This window comes from Fructobacillus papyriferae, assembly GCF_018437225.1.
Classification (GTDB): Bacteria; Bacillota; Bacilli; order Lactobacillales; family Lactobacillaceae; genus Fructobacillus; species Fructobacillus papyriferae.
Window position 1 is genome coordinate 475,049 of record NZ_JAAMFI010000001.1, and the last position, 16,809, is coordinate 491,857.

Annotated in this window: 17 protein-coding genes and 1 other annotated feature; of the genes, 3 read left to right on the forward strand and 14 right to left on the reverse strand. The window is 46.8% G+C overall.

Going from position 1 to position 16,809, the window contains the following annotated elements; translation table 11 throughout:
- Window positions 1–30: 30 nt before the first annotated feature.
- The 4 genes from rplT to G6R27_RS02225 form a co-directional block, all read right to left on the reverse strand.
- Entirely contained in the window at window positions 31–450 is a 420-nt protein-coding gene (gene rplT, locus G6R27_RS02210) for a 50S ribosomal protein L20 (RefSeq protein ID WP_213819452.1), read from the reverse strand.
- Window positions 451–493: 43 nt separating this feature from the next.
- Window positions 494–691 carry a 50S ribosomal protein L35 gene (gene rpmI / locus G6R27_RS02215; protein ID WP_061993849.1) on the reverse strand — a complete coding sequence of 66 codons (198 nt, stop codon included), beginning with the start codon at window positions 689–691 and terminating at the stop codon, window positions 494–496.
- A 50-nt stretch (window positions 692–741) separates the two neighbouring features.
- Entirely contained in the window at window positions 742–1,281 is a 540-nt protein-coding gene (gene infC / locus G6R27_RS02220; protein WP_213819712.1) for a translation initiation factor IF-3, read from the reverse strand.
- A gap of 11 nt (window positions 1,282–1,292) precedes the next feature.
- Window positions 1,293–1,417 (reverse strand) — a sequence feature (ribosomal protein L20 leader region).
- Between the two features lie 42 nt (window positions 1,418–1,459).
- On the reverse strand, window positions 1,460–2,149 hold the full coding sequence (locus G6R27_RS02225; RefSeq protein ID WP_213819453.1) for a DUF1361 domain-containing protein: 690 nt from the start codon (window positions 2,147–2,149) through the stop codon (window positions 1,460–1,462).
- A 300-nt stretch (window positions 2,150–2,449) separates the two neighbouring features.
- Here G6R27_RS02225 and rpmF point away from each other — a divergent pair, with 300 nt between their 5' ends.
- From rpmF to mscL, 3 genes are all read left to right on the forward strand, one after another.
- On the forward strand, window positions 2,450–2,623 hold the full coding sequence (rpmF, locus tag G6R27_RS02230; protein WP_091501350.1) for a 50S ribosomal protein L32: 174 nt from the start codon (window positions 2,450–2,452) through the stop codon (window positions 2,621–2,623).
- A gap of 134 nt (window positions 2,624–2,757) precedes the next feature.
- Window positions 2,758–4,482, forward strand: a complete 1,725-nt coding sequence (locus G6R27_RS02235; protein ID WP_213819454.1) for an NFACT RNA binding domain-containing protein — start codon at window positions 2,758–2,760, stop codon at window positions 4,480–4,482.
- A 34-nt stretch (window positions 4,483–4,516) separates the two neighbouring features.
- Window positions 4,517–4,897, forward strand: a complete 381-nt coding sequence (mscL, locus tag G6R27_RS02240; protein ID WP_213819713.1) for a large-conductance mechanosensitive channel protein MscL — start codon at window positions 4,517–4,519, stop codon at window positions 4,895–4,897.
- 51 nt (window positions 4,898–4,948) lie between these two features.
- Here mscL and G6R27_RS02245 read toward each other — a convergent pair whose 3' ends face one another.
- The 10 genes from G6R27_RS02245 to glmM all read right to left on the reverse strand — a co-directional run bounded on the left by G6R27_RS02245 (window position 4,949) and on the right by glmM (window position 16,797).
- Window positions 4,949–5,584, reverse strand: coding sequence for a deoxynucleoside kinase (locus tag G6R27_RS02245; RefSeq protein ID WP_213819455.1), 636 nt, complete (start codon window positions 5,582–5,584; stop codon window positions 4,949–4,951).
- A gap of 48 nt (window positions 5,585–5,632) precedes the next feature.
- Entirely contained in the window at window positions 5,633–6,247 is a 615-nt protein-coding gene (ruvA, locus tag G6R27_RS02250; RefSeq protein WP_213819456.1) for a Holliday junction branch migration protein RuvA, read from the reverse strand.
- 14 nt (window positions 6,248–6,261) lie between these two features.
- Window positions 6,262–7,029, reverse strand: coding sequence for a class A sortase (locus tag G6R27_RS02255; protein WP_213819457.1), 768 nt, complete (start codon window positions 7,027–7,029; stop codon window positions 6,262–6,264).
- Window positions 7,030–7,092: 63 nt separating this feature from the next.
- A complete protein-coding gene (locus G6R27_RS02260) occupies window positions 7,093–7,902 on the reverse strand; it encodes an HAD family hydrolase (protein WP_213819458.1) in 810 nt (269 codons plus the stop codon).
- Between the two features lie 74 nt (window positions 7,903–7,976).
- Window positions 7,977–9,446: a signal recognition particle protein gene (ffh, locus tag G6R27_RS02265; protein WP_213819459.1), complete on the reverse strand. Its 1,470-nt coding sequence runs from the start codon at window positions 9,444–9,446 to the stop codon at window positions 7,977–7,979.
- 37 nt (window positions 9,447–9,483) lie between these two features.
- Complete coding sequence (ylxM, locus tag G6R27_RS02270; protein WP_213819460.1) at window positions 9,484–9,825, reverse strand: YlxM family DNA-binding protein; 342 nt, start codon at window positions 9,823–9,825, stop codon at window positions 9,484–9,486.
- Entirely contained in the window at window positions 9,825–11,024 is a 1,200-nt protein-coding gene (gene ftsY, locus G6R27_RS02275; RefSeq protein ID WP_213819461.1) for a signal recognition particle-docking protein FtsY, read from the reverse strand. Before ftsY ends, ylxM begins: the two co-directional genes overlap by 1 nt.
- Before the next feature lie 12 nt (window positions 11,025–11,036).
- Window positions 11,037–14,594, reverse strand: coding sequence for a chromosome segregation protein SMC (gene smc / locus G6R27_RS02280; RefSeq protein ID WP_213819462.1), 3,558 nt, complete (start codon window positions 14,592–14,594; stop codon window positions 11,037–11,039).
- A 15-nt stretch (window positions 14,595–14,609) separates the two neighbouring features.
- A complete protein-coding gene (gene rnc, locus G6R27_RS02285) occupies window positions 14,610–15,308 on the reverse strand; it encodes a ribonuclease III (RefSeq protein WP_213819463.1) in 699 nt (232 codons plus the stop codon).
- 118 nt (window positions 15,309–15,426) lie between these two features.
- Complete coding sequence (glmM, locus tag G6R27_RS02290; protein ID WP_213819464.1) at window positions 15,427–16,797, reverse strand: phosphoglucosamine mutase; 1,371 nt, start codon at window positions 16,795–16,797, stop codon at window positions 15,427–15,429.
- Between the last annotated feature and the right edge of the window lie 12 nt (window positions 16,798–16,809).

Below are 16,809 nucleotides of genomic sequence, written 5' to 3' on the forward strand. Positions count from 1 at the left end.
CTACCCAACCGGGTAGCTTTTAATAAATGATTAGCGGTTAACCTTAACCGTCTTGTCAGTCGTCGCAGCGTTGCGTTCCTGTACCAAAACGTTTTCCTTCTTCAACGCTTCCTTTGCTTGATCAGCAACCTTTGAGAACGTGTCAAAGTCAGATACGGCCAAGTCAGCCAACATCTTACGGTTCAATTGAACACCTGCCAAAGTCAAACCGTGCATCAACTTTGAGTATGACATACCGTTCATGCGGGCTGCCGCGTTGATACGGGCAATCCACAACTTACGGAAGTCACGCTTGCGGTTCTTACGATCGCGGTAAGCGTACAAGTATGACTTGTAAACTTGTTGCTTGGCAACCTTGTAGTTGATACGACGTTGTCCGCGGTAACCCTTGGCCAACTTAATAAACTTCTTACGACGTGCGCGTGAAACTGTTCCACCCTTTACTCGCATGGGAAATTCCTCCTAAATATAGTAACTTACAGACACCCTGAAATTAGAGGGTAGACAACATCTTGGCGTACTTCTTGATCGTTGTCTTGTTCATCATGCGCGTACCACGCAATTGACGACGTTGCTTCTTCGTCTTACCGTGGAAACGGTGTGACGTGTAAGCTGAGGCTGACTTGAAGCCACCCTTTGCGGTCTTCTTGAAGCGCTTCGCAGCAGCGCGGTGAGTCTTCATCTTGGGCATGTGTCCATTCTCCTATCGTTTTTCAAGTATCTAAAGTCGGTGTCTTTTTCTTAACCCTTCTTAGGCGCTAAGACCAAGAACATTTGCCGACCATCCATCTTAGCACGTTGTTCAACCTTGGCAATGTCGTCCAATTCGTTGGCCATTCGTTCTAAGACTTCCCGACCAATGTCTTGGTGGGTGATCATCCGGCCACGGAAACGCAAGTTTAACTTGACCTTGTTTCCCTTTTCAAGGAACTTAATCGCTGCTTTCTTACGTGTTTCGAAATCACCGGAATCAATCACTGGTGACATGCGAACTTCCTTAACCTGAACAATCTTTTGGTTCTTGCGCTGTTCTTTTTGACGCTTCTGCGCCTCGAACTTTGCTTTTCCCCAATCCATGATTTTGGCAACAGGTGGTTGGGCGTTGGCCTGAACCAGAACCAAATCTTGGCCCATGTCATCGGCGCGCTGCTGTGCCTCGCGCGTTGACATCTCTTCTTGCTTACCATCGTGAATCAGTAAAACCCGATTGGCACGGATATTATCGTTGACTAGATCAACTTGTCGTGGTTGACGTGCTATGGCTCGATACCTCCAAAATATTTTTGTGTGAACAACGAAGAAAAAGGTGGACGAACCGAAGTTCGCCCACCTTACCTGTCTGTACACTGAAGTACAACGTGTATCTGCCTGGCAACGCGAGTCACAAGGCGAGAAGCGGGCGCTTCTACTTGTTCAACGTCATTAAGTATAGACGATCGCAGGCACCCTGTCAACGACTTTATTGATTTTTTTCTTCTTCATCAAAGGCCATAACAGCCGCTTCTTCTCGGGCCGTCTCTTTAGCTAAAGCAATCAGTAAACGACCGCCGTAATGATAGATCACTAGAATGGCAAATTGAGCCAATGCAAAGAGGCCAACAAAAGCAAACATGTGCTTTGAAATTGACGCTTCCACGTTCTCTAAAACCAAGTCAAAGTTGGTCAAAATGTCCCAGGAATTCAACCGTAAGAAGCGGCCCAAGTAAATGCCAAAGGAGGACAGAAAGGAAACGATCCCCAACGTCAAGATAACCGCTAGGCCAGCCCTTCCCTTTAGGAAACGACGCATCATCACTTCTAATGATAGAATCCCCAAAAAGACACCAATAAAGATCCCAGCAGCCAAGACCGAATAATTAAAGTATTGGTAGCGCACGTCAAGTGCGGTCGAAATATACTGCAAATGGATAAAATCTGTAATCATGTACATGGTGTTCGGAAAGAAAATCAACCACAGAAATGAGAAAAAGACCTGCGTTAACTTGAAACGCGCCACCAAAACGACCAAAGCAAAGTCTAAAGGCAACAAAGCCAAGAAAACGTTCCACATCAAAAAATCGAAATGGGTCGGCGTGACAAAGACAAAGGCAATGAAAAGAAGGACCACTGCGTGGACTGCGATGATATTATTTTTATTTCTCACTGTCATGTTCATTTCAACCTTTTTACCATTTGTGTGCAAACTCTTATAAAAAGAGTAATTATCTATAGTTTACCAGAATTCAAAGGCTTGGTTAAGGGCTTTTTGAGTGAATTAGAAAAAAACATCAGCGCTAATTTTTTGTTTCTCCTTTTGTTTTTTACTTCTATTCTTCTTTTTTATTCGATTCATTCATCACCAACAAAATTCTTGATTTTTCTCATGACTTTTCCCGCTACTTATTGACAAGAACTGGAATCTTAGATAAACTTAAAAAGTTGATAAATTGAACCGAAAGGAGGTGCTGTAATGGCTACCCCATCAAACAAGAATTCTAAGTCTCACAAGCGTAACCGCCGCGGACACATCGGGTTGAACGTGCCAAACATTACTTTGGACAAGACTACTGGTGAATACCGCGTTGCTCACCGCGTTTCTCCTTCAGGAATGTATAACGGTAAGCAAGTTACTGAAAAGAAGTAATTTAACTAAAAGCGCCATTCTGTTTAACAGAATGGCGCTTTTTTCTTTTGCATTTCCTTAAAGACTAACAGTTCCGGGTGGCATCCTTGCTCAGATGTCCTATAATATAGGTAATCACATTAAAGGAGGAGCTTATGCCCCTTGACGGTCTCTTCGTGCACGCTTTGGCGCACGAATTCAATCAAAAATTAGCCGGCGGTCGCATTACCAAGGTCCACCAGCCCTACCCTAACGAAATCATTCTCGTTGTACGCAACAATAGCCAGAACTATCCGGTGCTACTGTCGGCCCACCCTGCCTACGCACGCGCACAGGTCACCAAAATTCCGTACCAGAATCCAAAGACCCCTACCAACTTCGCCATGTTCTTAAGGCGTAATTTGGAAGGCGCCCGGCTAAATCAGGTCGAGCAGGTATCAAATGACCGAATCCTGCATTTTGCAGTCAACACCCACGACGAGCTTGGTGACGAACAAACGCTTTTGCTGACGCTTGAAATGATGGGCCGGCACTCCAACCTCTTCTTGGTGCGAGAAAAAGATCAACGAATTCTAGAACTGATCAAGCACGTTCCCGCTGACCAAAATCGTGTGCGCTCCCTAATGCCCGGTGCGACCTACACCCTGCCACCAGCACAAAATAAGGAAAACCCCTTCACCTCGGATCTTGGCTCACTGGCTAAGATTTTGCTAGATGAAGACAAAGCCAACTGGGCCCAAGCCATTCAACAACATTTTGAGGGATTCTCAACACAATCCGCCAAACAGTTGGCCCAGACACTCAGTCAGGCAGCGGATGCACTCAAGACAACATCGGAATGGTTAGCCAACTTCGATATGCCGGCACCAACTTTGTATCGTTTTGCCCAAAACAAATTGTCCTATTCGGCATTTGATTGGGGACAAAATGCCGATCAAAAAGAACAGTTTGCCTCTCTTGGTGACCTGTTGGATGCCTACTTTGCCGGTCAAGCCGAAGCCGATCGAGTCAATCAGCAAGCCGCCAGTCTGGTACGCCTGGTCAAAAATGAGCTGAAAAAGAACACAACCAAGCAAAAAAAGCTCGAGCAGACCTTATCTGATTCTGAAAATGCTGAAAGTTTTAAGATCAAGGGCGATCTGTTGATTACCTATCCGCACCTGGTTCATAAAGGCATGACGTCAGTTGACATCGAAAATTATTACGACGACAACAAGTTGCTAAAAATCGAACTTGACCCCCGGTTTGACGGTCTAAAAAACGCCAACCGCTACTTTCACAAATACCGAAAACTACGTTTAGCAAAAGACTACGTCTTAGAACAGCTCGAAGAAACGAAAAAAGAAATCGACTATTTTGCATCAATTCAAACGCAACTGGCGGTGGCGTCACCAAAAGATGTCGAGGATATCAAAATCGAGCTAATCGAACAAGGTTATTTGCGTGAAAAGGTTAAAGTTAAAACCAAAGGAAAGCAGACTAGAAAGCCAAAACATGTCATGGGTCAGCCGGACCGCTTCGTTGCCACCGATGGCACCATGATTGAAGTTGGTAAAAACAATTTGCAAAACGACCGGTTGTCGTTAAAAAAGCAAAATCGCCACAAAATCTGGCTGCACGTCCAAAATCTTCCTGGTTCCCACGTTTTGATTGATTCCGATGCGCCTTCCGAAAAGACCTTAGAAGAGGCTGCTCAATTAGCCGCTTACTTTTCAAAGGCGCGCGATTCGGCCAATGTTCCCGTCGACTATTTACCGGCAGGAAGGTTACGAAAGCCAAATGGAGCCAAACCAGGTTATGTGATTTTTGAAGGGCAACAGACGACTTATGTCACGCCGGATCAAAACCTTATTTCAACATTGAAAAAAGATGCACACTAAAAACGTTTTACCATTTAAAGGAGGCAACATGAAAATTTTGAAAGAATTTAAGCAGTTTATTAACCGGGGTAACATCGTGGACATGGCCGTTGGTGTCATCATCGGTGGCGCTTTTACCACTTTGGTCAAATCCTTTACCGTGAATTTAATCAACCCATTGCTTGGTTTGGTCACTGGTTCTGATCACCCACTTTCCGATCTTAAACTACAAATTGGTCGGCGGTTGGTCTTTACCTATGGTGAATTCTTAAACGATGTCGTTTCCTTCTTGATCACGGCTTTCATCGTCTTCTTGGTGGTCAAGTTCGTGAATAAAACCATCATTAAGCCAAAGCAACAAGCAGCTAAGCAACCTTCTGACGAATTGGTCACGCTGCGTGAAATCAAAGACTTACTCGCTGAACAAAAAAAGTAAAGCGATACAAAAAATTCCGAGCAAGAGATTTTCCTCTTGCTCGGAATTTTTTTATTGACGGATTTCAGCTAAAGCATCTTCAATTTGCTTCAAGACGATTTCTTGATTCTTTTCATCTTCTAAGTCATACTTTTGCAAATCGACACGAATTTTTGGTGACTTGTCATAAGCTTCAAACCAACCGCGATAAGCAGACCACATCTTGTGGTAGTACTGGTAAAGCTCATCATTGTCTTCGAATTGCTCATAATCACGTCCCCGTTTTTTAATTCGGTGAAGGATTGTGTCAAAATCCGCATCCGCATAAACCATCAAATCCGGGGCCTTCTTTGGTAGCTCATCCAATTCGGCCATCATCCGTGTAATCAGATTATGATAAACGTCCATTTCCATGTCGGAAATGTTGCCATCCTTGTGGTTTTCCTCAGTAAACAATTCGTCTTCATAAATTGAGCGGTCCAAGACGTTGTTATCATCAGCCAAGGCCCGTTTGATCATCGAAAAGCGACGATTCAAGAAGAAAATCTGAAGCAAGAAGCCGTATTGCTTTGGATCCTTATAGTAAAGCGGCAAAACCGGGTTATCGCCAACCGGTTCGAAGAAGGCTTTTGTTCCAAAGTGCTTGGCTACTAATTCTGTTAAGGTCGTCTTACCGACACCAATCATTCCTGCTGTAATTATCACCATATCTTCTCCATTTCGTTCTCATTCACCCGCAAATAGCGGTGTGTTGCATTAACCCTGGACCAAAAGGGTAAGCCCTTTTGACACCAAGTCCGAAGTCGACCCCGTTTCCATCGCCAAGGCCTTCTTCACTTTGGCGAGATCGCGGGCCGCATAACCAAGTGCCTCCAAGGCAGCCAGGGCATCTTCTAGATTGGAACGGTTGGCCGCCTGCTTTCCTTCCTTTGCTTCAGCAAAAGTTGCACTGGCGCCTTCAACCAAAGTTGAAAAGTCATCCATCTTACCTGACAAGTCCAGCACAATCTGCTGAGCAGTCTTCTTGCCAACGCCAGGGAACTGGGTCAGGTAATCGACTTGACTATTTTCAATGGCTTGAACCAGATCGGCTGGTCTTGCGCCAGCCAAAATGGCCAAGGCCGACTTGGGACCGATTCCGGATACGTTTAGCAATTTATTGAAGAGTTGCTTTTCGGTCACCGTCGCAAAGCCGTAAAGGGATAACTCGTTTTCACGAACAATCTGCTCCACAAAAATTTGCGCTTCCTGATTGACCTCAAAGTGGTAGGGATTAGCAGGATAAATCCGATAACCGACACCGTCTTTTGTTTCTAAAACGATGATCCCCGGAGCGATCTGCGTAATCTTCCCTTTCAAATATTCGTACATCAATCCATCCTTTATTAAGGCAAAACATTCGTCTTTTGCTTCTTGAGATCAAAGTGACTGAGCTCGTCACTTTTGGCATCTTGCCAACTGTGATGATCCAGGTATTTGGCGTGCGTAATAATTCGCTTGGTCGTATCTGGGAAGAGGCAGGTGACAATGGTTAATTTGGCTTTGTTATCGAGTCGCTCATCGGGATTCAAAACTGAACTATCATTTTGATCGACCGCCGTTTGCCCAGTCACCTTGTAGCGATAGATACCGTTTTTGTTGGCCAAATAAATGACGGTCCCGTTTAACCAAGCTGATTTTCCTAGCGCACCATTTTCATCCTCGTAAGGTGCGTTTTGCTTTAACTTTTCCTGCAAAGCCGAAAAACCAGTGTACCCATTATCCCAATTGTGCGCGGCTAAGGTATAGTTCCCCTGCCCCATCACCGGAACGGGCCAATTCTTCTGAGCCGTGTTGGCGCCTTTATCAAGGGCCACTTTGGAATAAGCATTGTCATAGATTGGCAAGAGGATCGATAACTTTGGAATGGCGATATACCCCTGCTTGTTTAGGTTTAGCCCCTTTTGATCTTCTGCTGCAACCGCATCACGAATAGTCTTGCGTTCCTTTTTGGAATACTTTCCCTGCTTTTGGGTTAAGATTCGATTCGTGTTTTTCTTAAACGGATTAGTAGCGGGCTGACTTTGTAACCATTGCCAGGCCAGTAAAAGCGCCAAAACAATTGTTAAAACTCCAAAGAATCGGTGGAGCCATTTCCTTAGCTTTTCGTTCATTTGTTCGTTTCCTTCTTTCCCTTGCTCTAGTTTACCGAATTAAAATTGCAGGGCGAAGTCTTTCTATAACAATTTTTGTAAAATTGTTTTCAAAACGCCGTCGTGATTATTATCAGCAACTGCCTTCTTAAAGCCACGTCCTAGTAGCATCGGATCGGCATTTGGCATGATATAGGGTTGGCCAACGTATTCGAGCATCTCGAGGTCATTTAACCCATCACCAAAGGCGGCCATCGCCTCTTTTTGAATGTTCAGGCGTTGACTAAGATCAAAAAGGGCAACCCCCTTATTCACATTGGGCGCCACAAAGTCGATGGCGCCATATCCAGAAGTCGTCACGTGAACGGGTAAGGCCATGTCCTCAATTTGTTTTATAAAAGGCAGCTCATATTCAGGAATGTTAACCGTCATCTTCAAGATGGGCTCATCGATTTCCGACAAGTCGTCAATTAAGGTCAAAGACTTAAAATACGAGGCCGCTTTATCAAAACCCAACCCAAGGTCAGCCTGTGACCGAAGCATAAAGGCCTTTTCGGTACCCGTAAAAACTAGGCCCATCGATATGCGTTCCTTCATGTTATCGATCTGCTCAACGACCGGCGCAAAAGCACTTGGATCAATCGCAAAAGTAGCCAAAACTTGGCCACTTGAGGTCACCACTTCAGCCCCGTTGTTTGCAATCAACAAATAGGACTGATCAACACCGGAAAAGTAGTGGCGAACCTTGTCAGGGTGATTTCCAGTAGCCACTACGAAAGTGACCCCTTTCGCCTTAGCCTTTTCGACCATTTCTTGGTAAAGGTTCTGGTCAAAGGTCTTCTGATCGTTTAAAAAAGTCGCATCTAAATCCGTTGCAATTAATTGAATCGTCATGAACCTATCCTCTGAAATTGTCCTTTATCTTTTGATGAATAAAGAACTTTTCTAGCCAATTCATCCTGAAACGCTTACTTTTTACCACGCTTCTTCTTCATCTTTTTCATCTTGCGGGCGGCTTGCTTCATCGCAAAGTTTTGAACCTTTTGACCAAAGTTACCACCAGGCATGCCTTGGCCACCCATCATGGATGACATGTCCATACCTGCACCGCCCATCATCTGTTCCATGCCAGAGAAGTTACCCTTCGTGGCCTGGTTCATCATCTTCTTCATTTGGTCGAACTGCTTGATCATCTTGTTGACTTCGACAATCGGACGGCCGGCACCAGCAGCCAACCGACGACGGCGAGAAGGATTCAGCAAATCCGGGTTTTCCCGTTCCTGCTTCGTCATCGAAGACACAATGGCTTCCATGTGGGTAAAGGTCTTAGGATCAATGCTCAAGTTCTGCAAGGCAGGGTTGCCGGCCATTCCCGGAATCATCTTCATCAGATCTTCCATTGGGCCCATGTTTTGGACCTGCTTGAGCTGGTCGACAAAGTCGTTGAAATCAAAGGTGTTTTGACGCATCTTCTCCAACTGCTCGGCCTGCTTCTTTTCATCGACTTCCTTTTGGGCTTTTTCGATGAAAGTCAGCATGTCGCCCATGCCAAGAATACGGGAAGCCATTCGGTCTGGGTAAAAGACGTCCAGATCCGTTGGCTTTTCCCCCTGTCCGACAAACTTGATTGGCTTACCCGTCACGTCACGAATCGACAAAGCGGCACCACCACGAGTGTCACCATCCAACTTAGTCAAAACGACTCCGGTCAAGTCCAACGCGTCAGAAAAGCCCTGGGCCGTTTCTGTCGCGTTCTGACCAGTCATGGCATCGACCGTCAGCAAGATTTCATCAGGCGAAGCAATCGTTGCGATGTCCTTTAATTCGGTCATCAATTCTTCGTCGATCTGCAAACGACCGGCCGTATCGATGAAGACGTAGTCGTTCTTGTTGGCCTTTGCTTCCTTCAGACCGTGCTTGACGATCTCACGGGGATCCACGTCCGTGCCTTCAGAGAAGACCGGGATGTCCAAATCTTTTCCAAGTACTTCCAACTGATCGATGGCCGCCGGACGATAAACGTCGGCTGCAATCATCAAAGGACGAGCCTTGTCTTCCTTTTTCAACTTATAAGCCAATTTGGCAACAGTCGTCGTCTTACCAGCTCCCTGAAGTCCAGCCATCATGATAACGGTTGGAATTTTCTCCGATTTGTTCAAAGGCGCCGCTTCTTCACCCATCAGAGCAGTCAGTTCGTCGTTGACAATTTTGACAACTTGCTGTGGCGCGTTCAAGCCGTCAAGAATTTCAGCTCCCTTAGCCTTTTCCTTGATGTTTGCGATGAACTTCTTAACCGTAGCATAAGAAACATCGGCTTCCAGCAAGGCTAAGCGAATTTCGCGCAAAGAAGCCTGCAGATCCTCTTCATGAATCTTTCCCTTACCGGTTAGATTTTTCAACGCCTTGGACAAGCGATCTGTTAAGTTTTCAAAAGCCATAGTCTACTGACTGGGCGAAAGCCCAGCTGCCTCCTTTTTAATTAATTTCTTGGTTGACCATTTGGTCGATTAATTCTTTTAAATGTTCATCGCCTTGGTATTGTTGCATCACGTAAGAAAGAATTTCTTCTTCTAAGGCCTCGCGCTTGAGTGAATCCTCATAAAGCGACAAAACAGCTTCGTAATGTTCCAACACTTCGCAGCCCTTTTTCAAATTATCGGAAACAGCTTGCCTGGACACTTGTTCTTCTTCTGCAATTTCGATAATTGAAAAATCATCTTCGTAGTAATAACGCAGATAAGCTTGTTGCTTTTTTGCGAGAAGTTCGCCATAAAAAGCGAGTAAGGCGTTAATCCGGTTCTTCTGCTCAATGTCCATTAGGGGTTCACCAGATCTTTAAAGAGCCCAAAGACAAAGTCCTCTGCAGAAAAGACGCGCAGGTCTTCGGCCTTTTCTCCAAAACCAATCCATTTGACCGGCAAATGTAATTGATCACGGATAGCAAAGACGATGCCTCCCTTAGCCGTACCATCCATCTTTGTTAGGACCAGACCGGTCACTTCGGATGAATCTTTGAACAACTTGGCCTGTTGTAAAGCATTTTGCCCAGTTGTTGCATCCAAAACCAAGAGTACTTCTTGTGGGGCTTCTGGCAAAACCTTTTGGATAACGCGGTTCATTTTAGCCAATTCTTGCATCAAGTTAACATTGTTTTGTAAACGACCGGCGGTGTCGACAAACAGTATGTCCGTCCCCTCGGCCTTGGCTTTTTCCACCGCTTGATAGACAACCGAAGCGGGATCAGCCTTTTCAGGGCCAGCTACGACCGGTACATCGGCTCGATCACCCCATTCTTGCAATTGCTTCACCGCCCCCGCACGGAAGGTATCAGCGGCAGCCAACATGATGGATTTTCCCTGATCCTTATAGCGCTTTGCCATCTTACCGACCGTGGTTGTCTTACCGACGCCGTTCACGCCGACAAAGAGAATCACTGTGGGCTCCCCGTTTTTTGCAAAGTGCATGGATTGGTCTTCTTGTTCCCCTTGCTTTTCATAGGACGCCACCATGAGCCGGATAATCAGCTCCCGAATCTCTTGAGGATCCTTGACGTTTTCAAGCTTCACTTCTTCGCGCACCTGATTTGAAATACTAATGGCCAGATCAAAACCAAGATCTGCGCCAATCAGCGTGTCTTCCAGCTCTTCAAAGAAGTCTTCGTCAACCGAACGGAAATTAGCTAGGAAGCGGTTAAAGCGCTCTGCAAAGCCCTTGCGTGATTGAGTTAACCCTTTTTCGTAAACGGCTCGTTCGCTTTTACTAGATGAATCAGCCTCTCCTTCGGCCTTGGCATCTTCAGCGGCCTTAGCTTCTGAATCTCTGTCAGACGTTGCCGCATCAGTCGCATCAGTGGCCTCTGTCAGCTCTGCACCAAGCGCTTCTTCTGCAGCGCTTTCGTCTGCTTCGGTGGCATCGGTGGCGTAATCAGTCGGCTCAACGACTTCGGCTTCCTCAGGCGAAAGCGCCGCTTCCGCTTCTTGCTTCTTATTCTTTTTAAAACGATCAAAGAGTCCCATCTGGTCCCTCCTTTAGGCGAGTTTTTCTTCTGCTTGTTCCAAGTTAACGGCCACCATCTTGGAAACCCCGGCCTCTTGCATGGTCACACCATAGAGAACGGAAGCGGCCACCATCGTTCCCTTACGGTGGGTGATGGTGATAAATTGTGTGCTACCACCGAAATTCTTCAAGTAAGCAGCAAAACGATCCACGTTGGCCTCATCCAAGGCGGCTTCGGCCTCATCCAGTACGGCAAAGGGCACGGGACGGACTTGCAAAATGGCAAAGAGCAAGGAAATGGCGGTCAAGGCCTTTTCCCCACCAGACAACAAGGACATCTGCTGGAACTTCTTACCAGGTGGCTGAGCCTTGATATCGATTCCAGTGGTGAGCAAATGCTTTGGATCGGTCAATTCAATTTGCGCCTGCCCCCCCGCAAACATCTTGGTGAAGACGTCCTTAAAGTGTTCAGCCACTTGATCGAAGGTCTGCTTAAAGCGGACCTGAACCTCTTGATCCATTTCGTCAATCGTGGCTTGCAAGGTGGCCTTGGCCTGCTGTAAGTCTTCTGCTTGCTTGGTCAAAAAGCTGTGGCGTTCCTTAATCTCTTCATATTCTTGGATGGCTGCCACGTTGACTGGGCCAAGGGCAGCCAAGGCCCGCTTCAACTGGGCCAATTGCTGATCAATCGCTTGATCTGGCAAGTCGGATTTTTTCAAATCCGCTTGGCTTTCGACTGTCAAACCGTAGGTCTGCTGCAGGGTCGCCATCTGCTTGGCTAACTTTTCTTGACCGGCTTGCAAACGGTGAGTAGCATTGGCCTGGTCCATCATGGCCTGGTTGACTTCCTCTTGTTTTTGCGACAAAGCCGCTTCCATTTGGCTGACCTTTTCGGTCAAGTTCGAGAAACGCTGGGTCAGTTCGTTAGAATGCTGTCCAGCTTGTTCCAGCTCTTCTTTTAGCTGTTCTAGTTGCGCTGAAAGCGCTGGCCCATTTGCCGCTTGTTCGAGCCGCTTGTTGATTTCATCTTGGCGATTTGACAGTTCGTTTTGCTGATTTTGCAATTCGGACAAAAGCGCCTGCAATCGCTTTTTGTTGGCATCGGCCGCCTCCAATTTAGCTGCAACCGTAGCAGCTTCTGCTTGGAACTGGGCCTTTTCTTCTTGATAAGCAGTCTGCTCCTCTTCGACTTGTGCCAATCGATCGGCCAAATCAGCTGACTTGGCCTCGGCTTCCTTTTGGGCAGATTCCTTTTCCAAAAGGGCCTGCTTAGAATCCTGCTGCTCTTGCACGCTGTCTTCTTCGGCAGCCTTCAAGTCGGCCAAATCCAAAGTCAGCGTTTGCACGCGAGTCTCTTCCTTTTCGACCACGTCTTTTAAGGCCGTCAGCTTGTAATCCACCTGCTGGCCTTGGTTTTCAAAGTCGTAGTAGGAAGCGGAAAGCTCCTGGACTTGTTCAGAAAGCTCGTTGACCAAGTTCTGTTGCTCGTTGCGCTTTTGCTGCAAGTCCTTGACTTCGCCTTCCTGCTTGGCCAAGGCATCAGCCCTTTCCTTCAGTTCGGCCTGACGAGAAAGGACGGATGGGCCTTGCCTGTGATTGGCACCACCAGTGATTGAACCACCAGCGTTAACCAACTGACCATCCAAAGAAACCACACGCATGCGATTTTGCACGGCGCGGGCCACACGGGTCGCAGCATCCAAGTCCTGGACAACCAAAGTCGTGCCTAACAGGTTAGACAAGATGTTGTCCATCTTCTTTGGCATCGTGACCAAATCAGCGGCCACACCAATAAAGCCAGCTTCCTGTTCGGCACGGTAAATGTCTCGAGCTGAACGTGGCTTGATGCTTTCTTCAGGCAAGAGCGTGACACGGCCCTTGCGGTTCTTAGTCAAATAGTTAACGATACTCTTGGCCGTCTTGGTTGAGTCGACGACCACGTTTTGCAAAGCACCGCCAAGGACCGTTTCGATGGCCTTCGTGTATTGCTTGGGTACGTCGACCAGTTCGGCGACAACGCCACGAATTCCCGGGAAGTTGCGCTTGACCGCTGGCACCATCAAGTTCTTCACTCCCTGGTAGAAACCAGCATACTCATCCAAAGCCGATTCAGCTTGGTAGACCGATTGCGCCTTATCTAAGGCATAGGCTGCTTCCTGCCAGGCGGCTTGTGCTTTTTGGTAATCGTTTTTGGCTGCTGAAAGCTGGTCCTTTGCACTCGTCAACCGGGCTTCGTAAGGATTCTCACCCGTCGTCTGATCGGGATGTTCTTGTTGATAAGCGGCCAATTCGTTTTGCGCGACTTGACGTGCTGCTTTTGCTTCTTGCAAAGCCACAAGCTTTCGCTCTTTTTGTTCCTGATTTTGTTGCAAGGCCTTTTCTTCAAAGGTCACCTTGTTGTGCAACGCAGCCAGTTCTTGCATGATGGAAACGTAGGCCTGCCGGTTTTCTTCCAACTCGTTTTTAATGCGTTGGACTTGCTGCTGACCATGTTCTTTTTCGATCTGTTGGATCGTCTTTTTCAGCTCTTGGTCCTTGGCTGACAACGTCTGCTCTTCGCTATCGGCCGTCGCCAAATCCTCGGCTGCTTGTTGCCCTTGTTCCTGCAAATTATCGAACTGCTTAGTTAACGATTCCGCTTCATGTTGAAGGGATTCAGCCTCTTGAGAAGCCAACTTTTGGTTTCCAATCAGTTGTTCTTTTTGCTGGGTCTTTGACAAAATGTCTTGTGCCAACTGGTCTTTGTTTTCCTGGACCGCAGACAACTGCGTGCGGGCCTTGCCCAAGCCTTCTTTTTGCTCAGCCAATTCACCTTGCTTGCCCTCAACTGCTGCGTTTAGCTCTTTCAAGCCGCTGTCATCTTTGACAACCTGTTCTTGCAAGGACAAAATCGACCGGGTCAAACGAACCTGGTCGAGCTTTTCATAATTCTCACGCTTTTCAAGGTAATCCTTAGCGGTTTCGGCCTGCTTTTCAAGTGGTGTCAAACGGCCCTCGACTTCGTGAACAATGTCTGCGACACGGTCCAAATTGTCGTCTGTGACGGCCAGATCCTTTTCAGCTTGGCTCTTGTTTTGCTTGTACTTGTAGACACCAGCGACTTCTTCGATGATGCCGCGCCGTTCTTCCGGCTTGGCAGAAAAAATTTTTTCGACCTGACCCTGGGAAATGATAGAAAAACCATCGCGACCCAAACCCGTGTCCATGAAAATCTCGTGAATATCTTTCAACCGGCATTCCGCCCCATTTAACTGATAAGAAGATTCACCAGACCGATAGAGTCGACGAGTAATCCGCAGTTCTGAAAAGTCCGATTGGATGTAGTGATCGGAATTATCGAAAGTAATCGATACTTCCGCCCGGTTCACTGGCTTTCGATCTTTTGTCCCAGCAAAAATAACGTCCGCCATTTTATTACCACGCAAGTCCTTTGCGGACTGCTCGCCCATCACCCAGCGGATCGCTTCAATAATATTTGATTTACCAGAACCGTTCGGACCGACAATTCCAGTCATTCCCTGTTGGAAATCAATCACAGTCTTATTGGCAAAAGACTTGAAGCCAATAATCTCCAGCGTTTTTAATTTCATACTTTTCTACTCAAACTATTCCGTTAGGTCAACTAATGCCTGTTGGGCAGCAGCTTTCTCGGCATCTTTGATCGACGAACCGTAGCCATAGGCTAAAATGTGATCATCCAAGGAAACGGATACCTTGAAGACCTGCGTGTTATCCTCGTTACGTTCTTCGCCTTCAATCGTGTAATCAATATCGACTGCGCCCTTAGCCTGCAATTTTTCCTGCAAGCGAGACTTAAAGTCAATAAATTGATCAAAGAAGTTTTCGTCAATGGCCGAAAAAACAGTCTGCATTAACAAGGAATCCACTGCTTTTTGCCCTTGATCTAAGAACAAGGCGCCAATAAAGGCTTCCCAAATATCTTCCAGGAGTGATGGTCGTTCCCGAGCACCGCTCATTTCTTCACCTTTTCCAAGGCGAATTGCCTCGTTTAGGTGAATCACTTTAGCAAAGTGAGCAAAAGACTTGGTTTGAACCATGGTGATCCGCATTTCGGTCAGTTGACCTTCATCCCATTCAGGATAGCGTTTAAACAGGTACTCCGTAACGGATGCTTGCATGATCGCATCGCCTAAAAATTCGAGGCGTTGATAATCACGGCCCGTCTCTTTCGGGTTCTCATTCAAAAAATTGCGCTGGGTCAGCGCCTCTTTCAAAAGATCCAAATCAGAAAAATTAATCTGAAAATTTTTCGCTAAATAGTCTGTAAATTCTTTTGGTGACAATTGGACGTCCTCTCTTGGTTCACTTATTACATATTATACCAGATTTGTCGGTCATTCTTGGTCTTCATCGCATTAAAAAGCCAAGAAAACGGACCCGTTTTCTTGGCTTTTAAACCCTTTATTTGTTAGCAATCGCTTGAACGGTTTCCACCAATTCAGCCACGTAGCCTTCCACCAATTCAGGGGTCTTGGCTTCTGCCATCACGCGAACAAGAGATTCAGTTCCAGAAGGGCGCACAAGCACCCGACCATCGCCAGCCATCTGATTTTCGACTTCCTTAATCTTTTCAGCCAGTTCTGGTGCAGCCATCACTCCCTGCTTGTCTGTCACTGGCACATTGACTAACTTCTGCGGATAAATCGAAACTGGTGCAGCCAGTTCCTGCAAGCTCATGCCCGTTTCCTTCATGACCTGCAACAATTGCAAGGCAGTCAACAGACCGTCGCCTGTCTTAGCCCAATCCTTAAAGATGATGTGTCCGGATTGTTCACCGCCAAGGTTGTCATCATCTTCAAGCATTTTCTCCATGACATAGCGGTCACCGACCTGGGTCTTCTCCGATTGAATTCCTTCAGCTTCCAGCGCCTTGTAAAAGCCAATGTTAGACATAACCGTTGAGACCACCGTTTGATGTTTCAAACGGCCTTGGTCGTTCATATGCTTAGCCGTGATGTACATGATTTTATCACCATCGACCAAATTTCCTTCGGCATCAACGGCGATCAACCGGTCGCCATCACCATCGAAGGCCAAACCAGCGTCGAATTCACCATCTTGAACCATTTGAACCAACGCTTCTGGATGGGTAGATCCGACCTGATCATTAATGTTTAGCCCGTCTGGCTCAGTTCCCATCGTTTCAAAATCCAACCCCAGGTCGGCAAACAAGCGAGGTAACAAGTCAGACGTCGCACCATTGGCACCGTCAAGGGCAACCTTAAATCCAGACAAGTCGCCAGGAATCGTCTTTTGCAAGAAGGCCATGTACTTTTGCGCCCCTTCTTGGTAGTGAGAGACAACCCCAAGCCCTTCTGCAGAAGGACGTGGTAACTGATCCCCGTCTTTTCCATCCAAAATGGCTTCGATTTCACCTTCCAAGTCATCCGATAGTTTGAAGCCATCTTGACCAAAGAATTTGATCCCGTTATCCTTAGCCGGATTGTGTGAAGCGGTGATTTGAATACCGGCATCGGCCTCCAAACTTTCGACCAAAAACGCCACGGCCGGCGTCGTAATCACGCCCAAATTCAAGACGTCGACACCAACTGAAAGCAAACCGGAAATCAGTGCTTCCTGAAGCATCTCGGAAGAAATGCGTGTATCTTGGCCAACAACCACAACCGGACGCTTATCCGGATTATCGTTATGCCGGGTCAAAATCGCACCGCCAGCGCGGCCTAATGAAAGGGCTAATTCTGGTGTCAAGCCTTCGTTAGCAACACCGCGGACACCGTCTGTTCCAAAATATTTTAACTGTGATTCTGTCATCGTTTTTTCTCC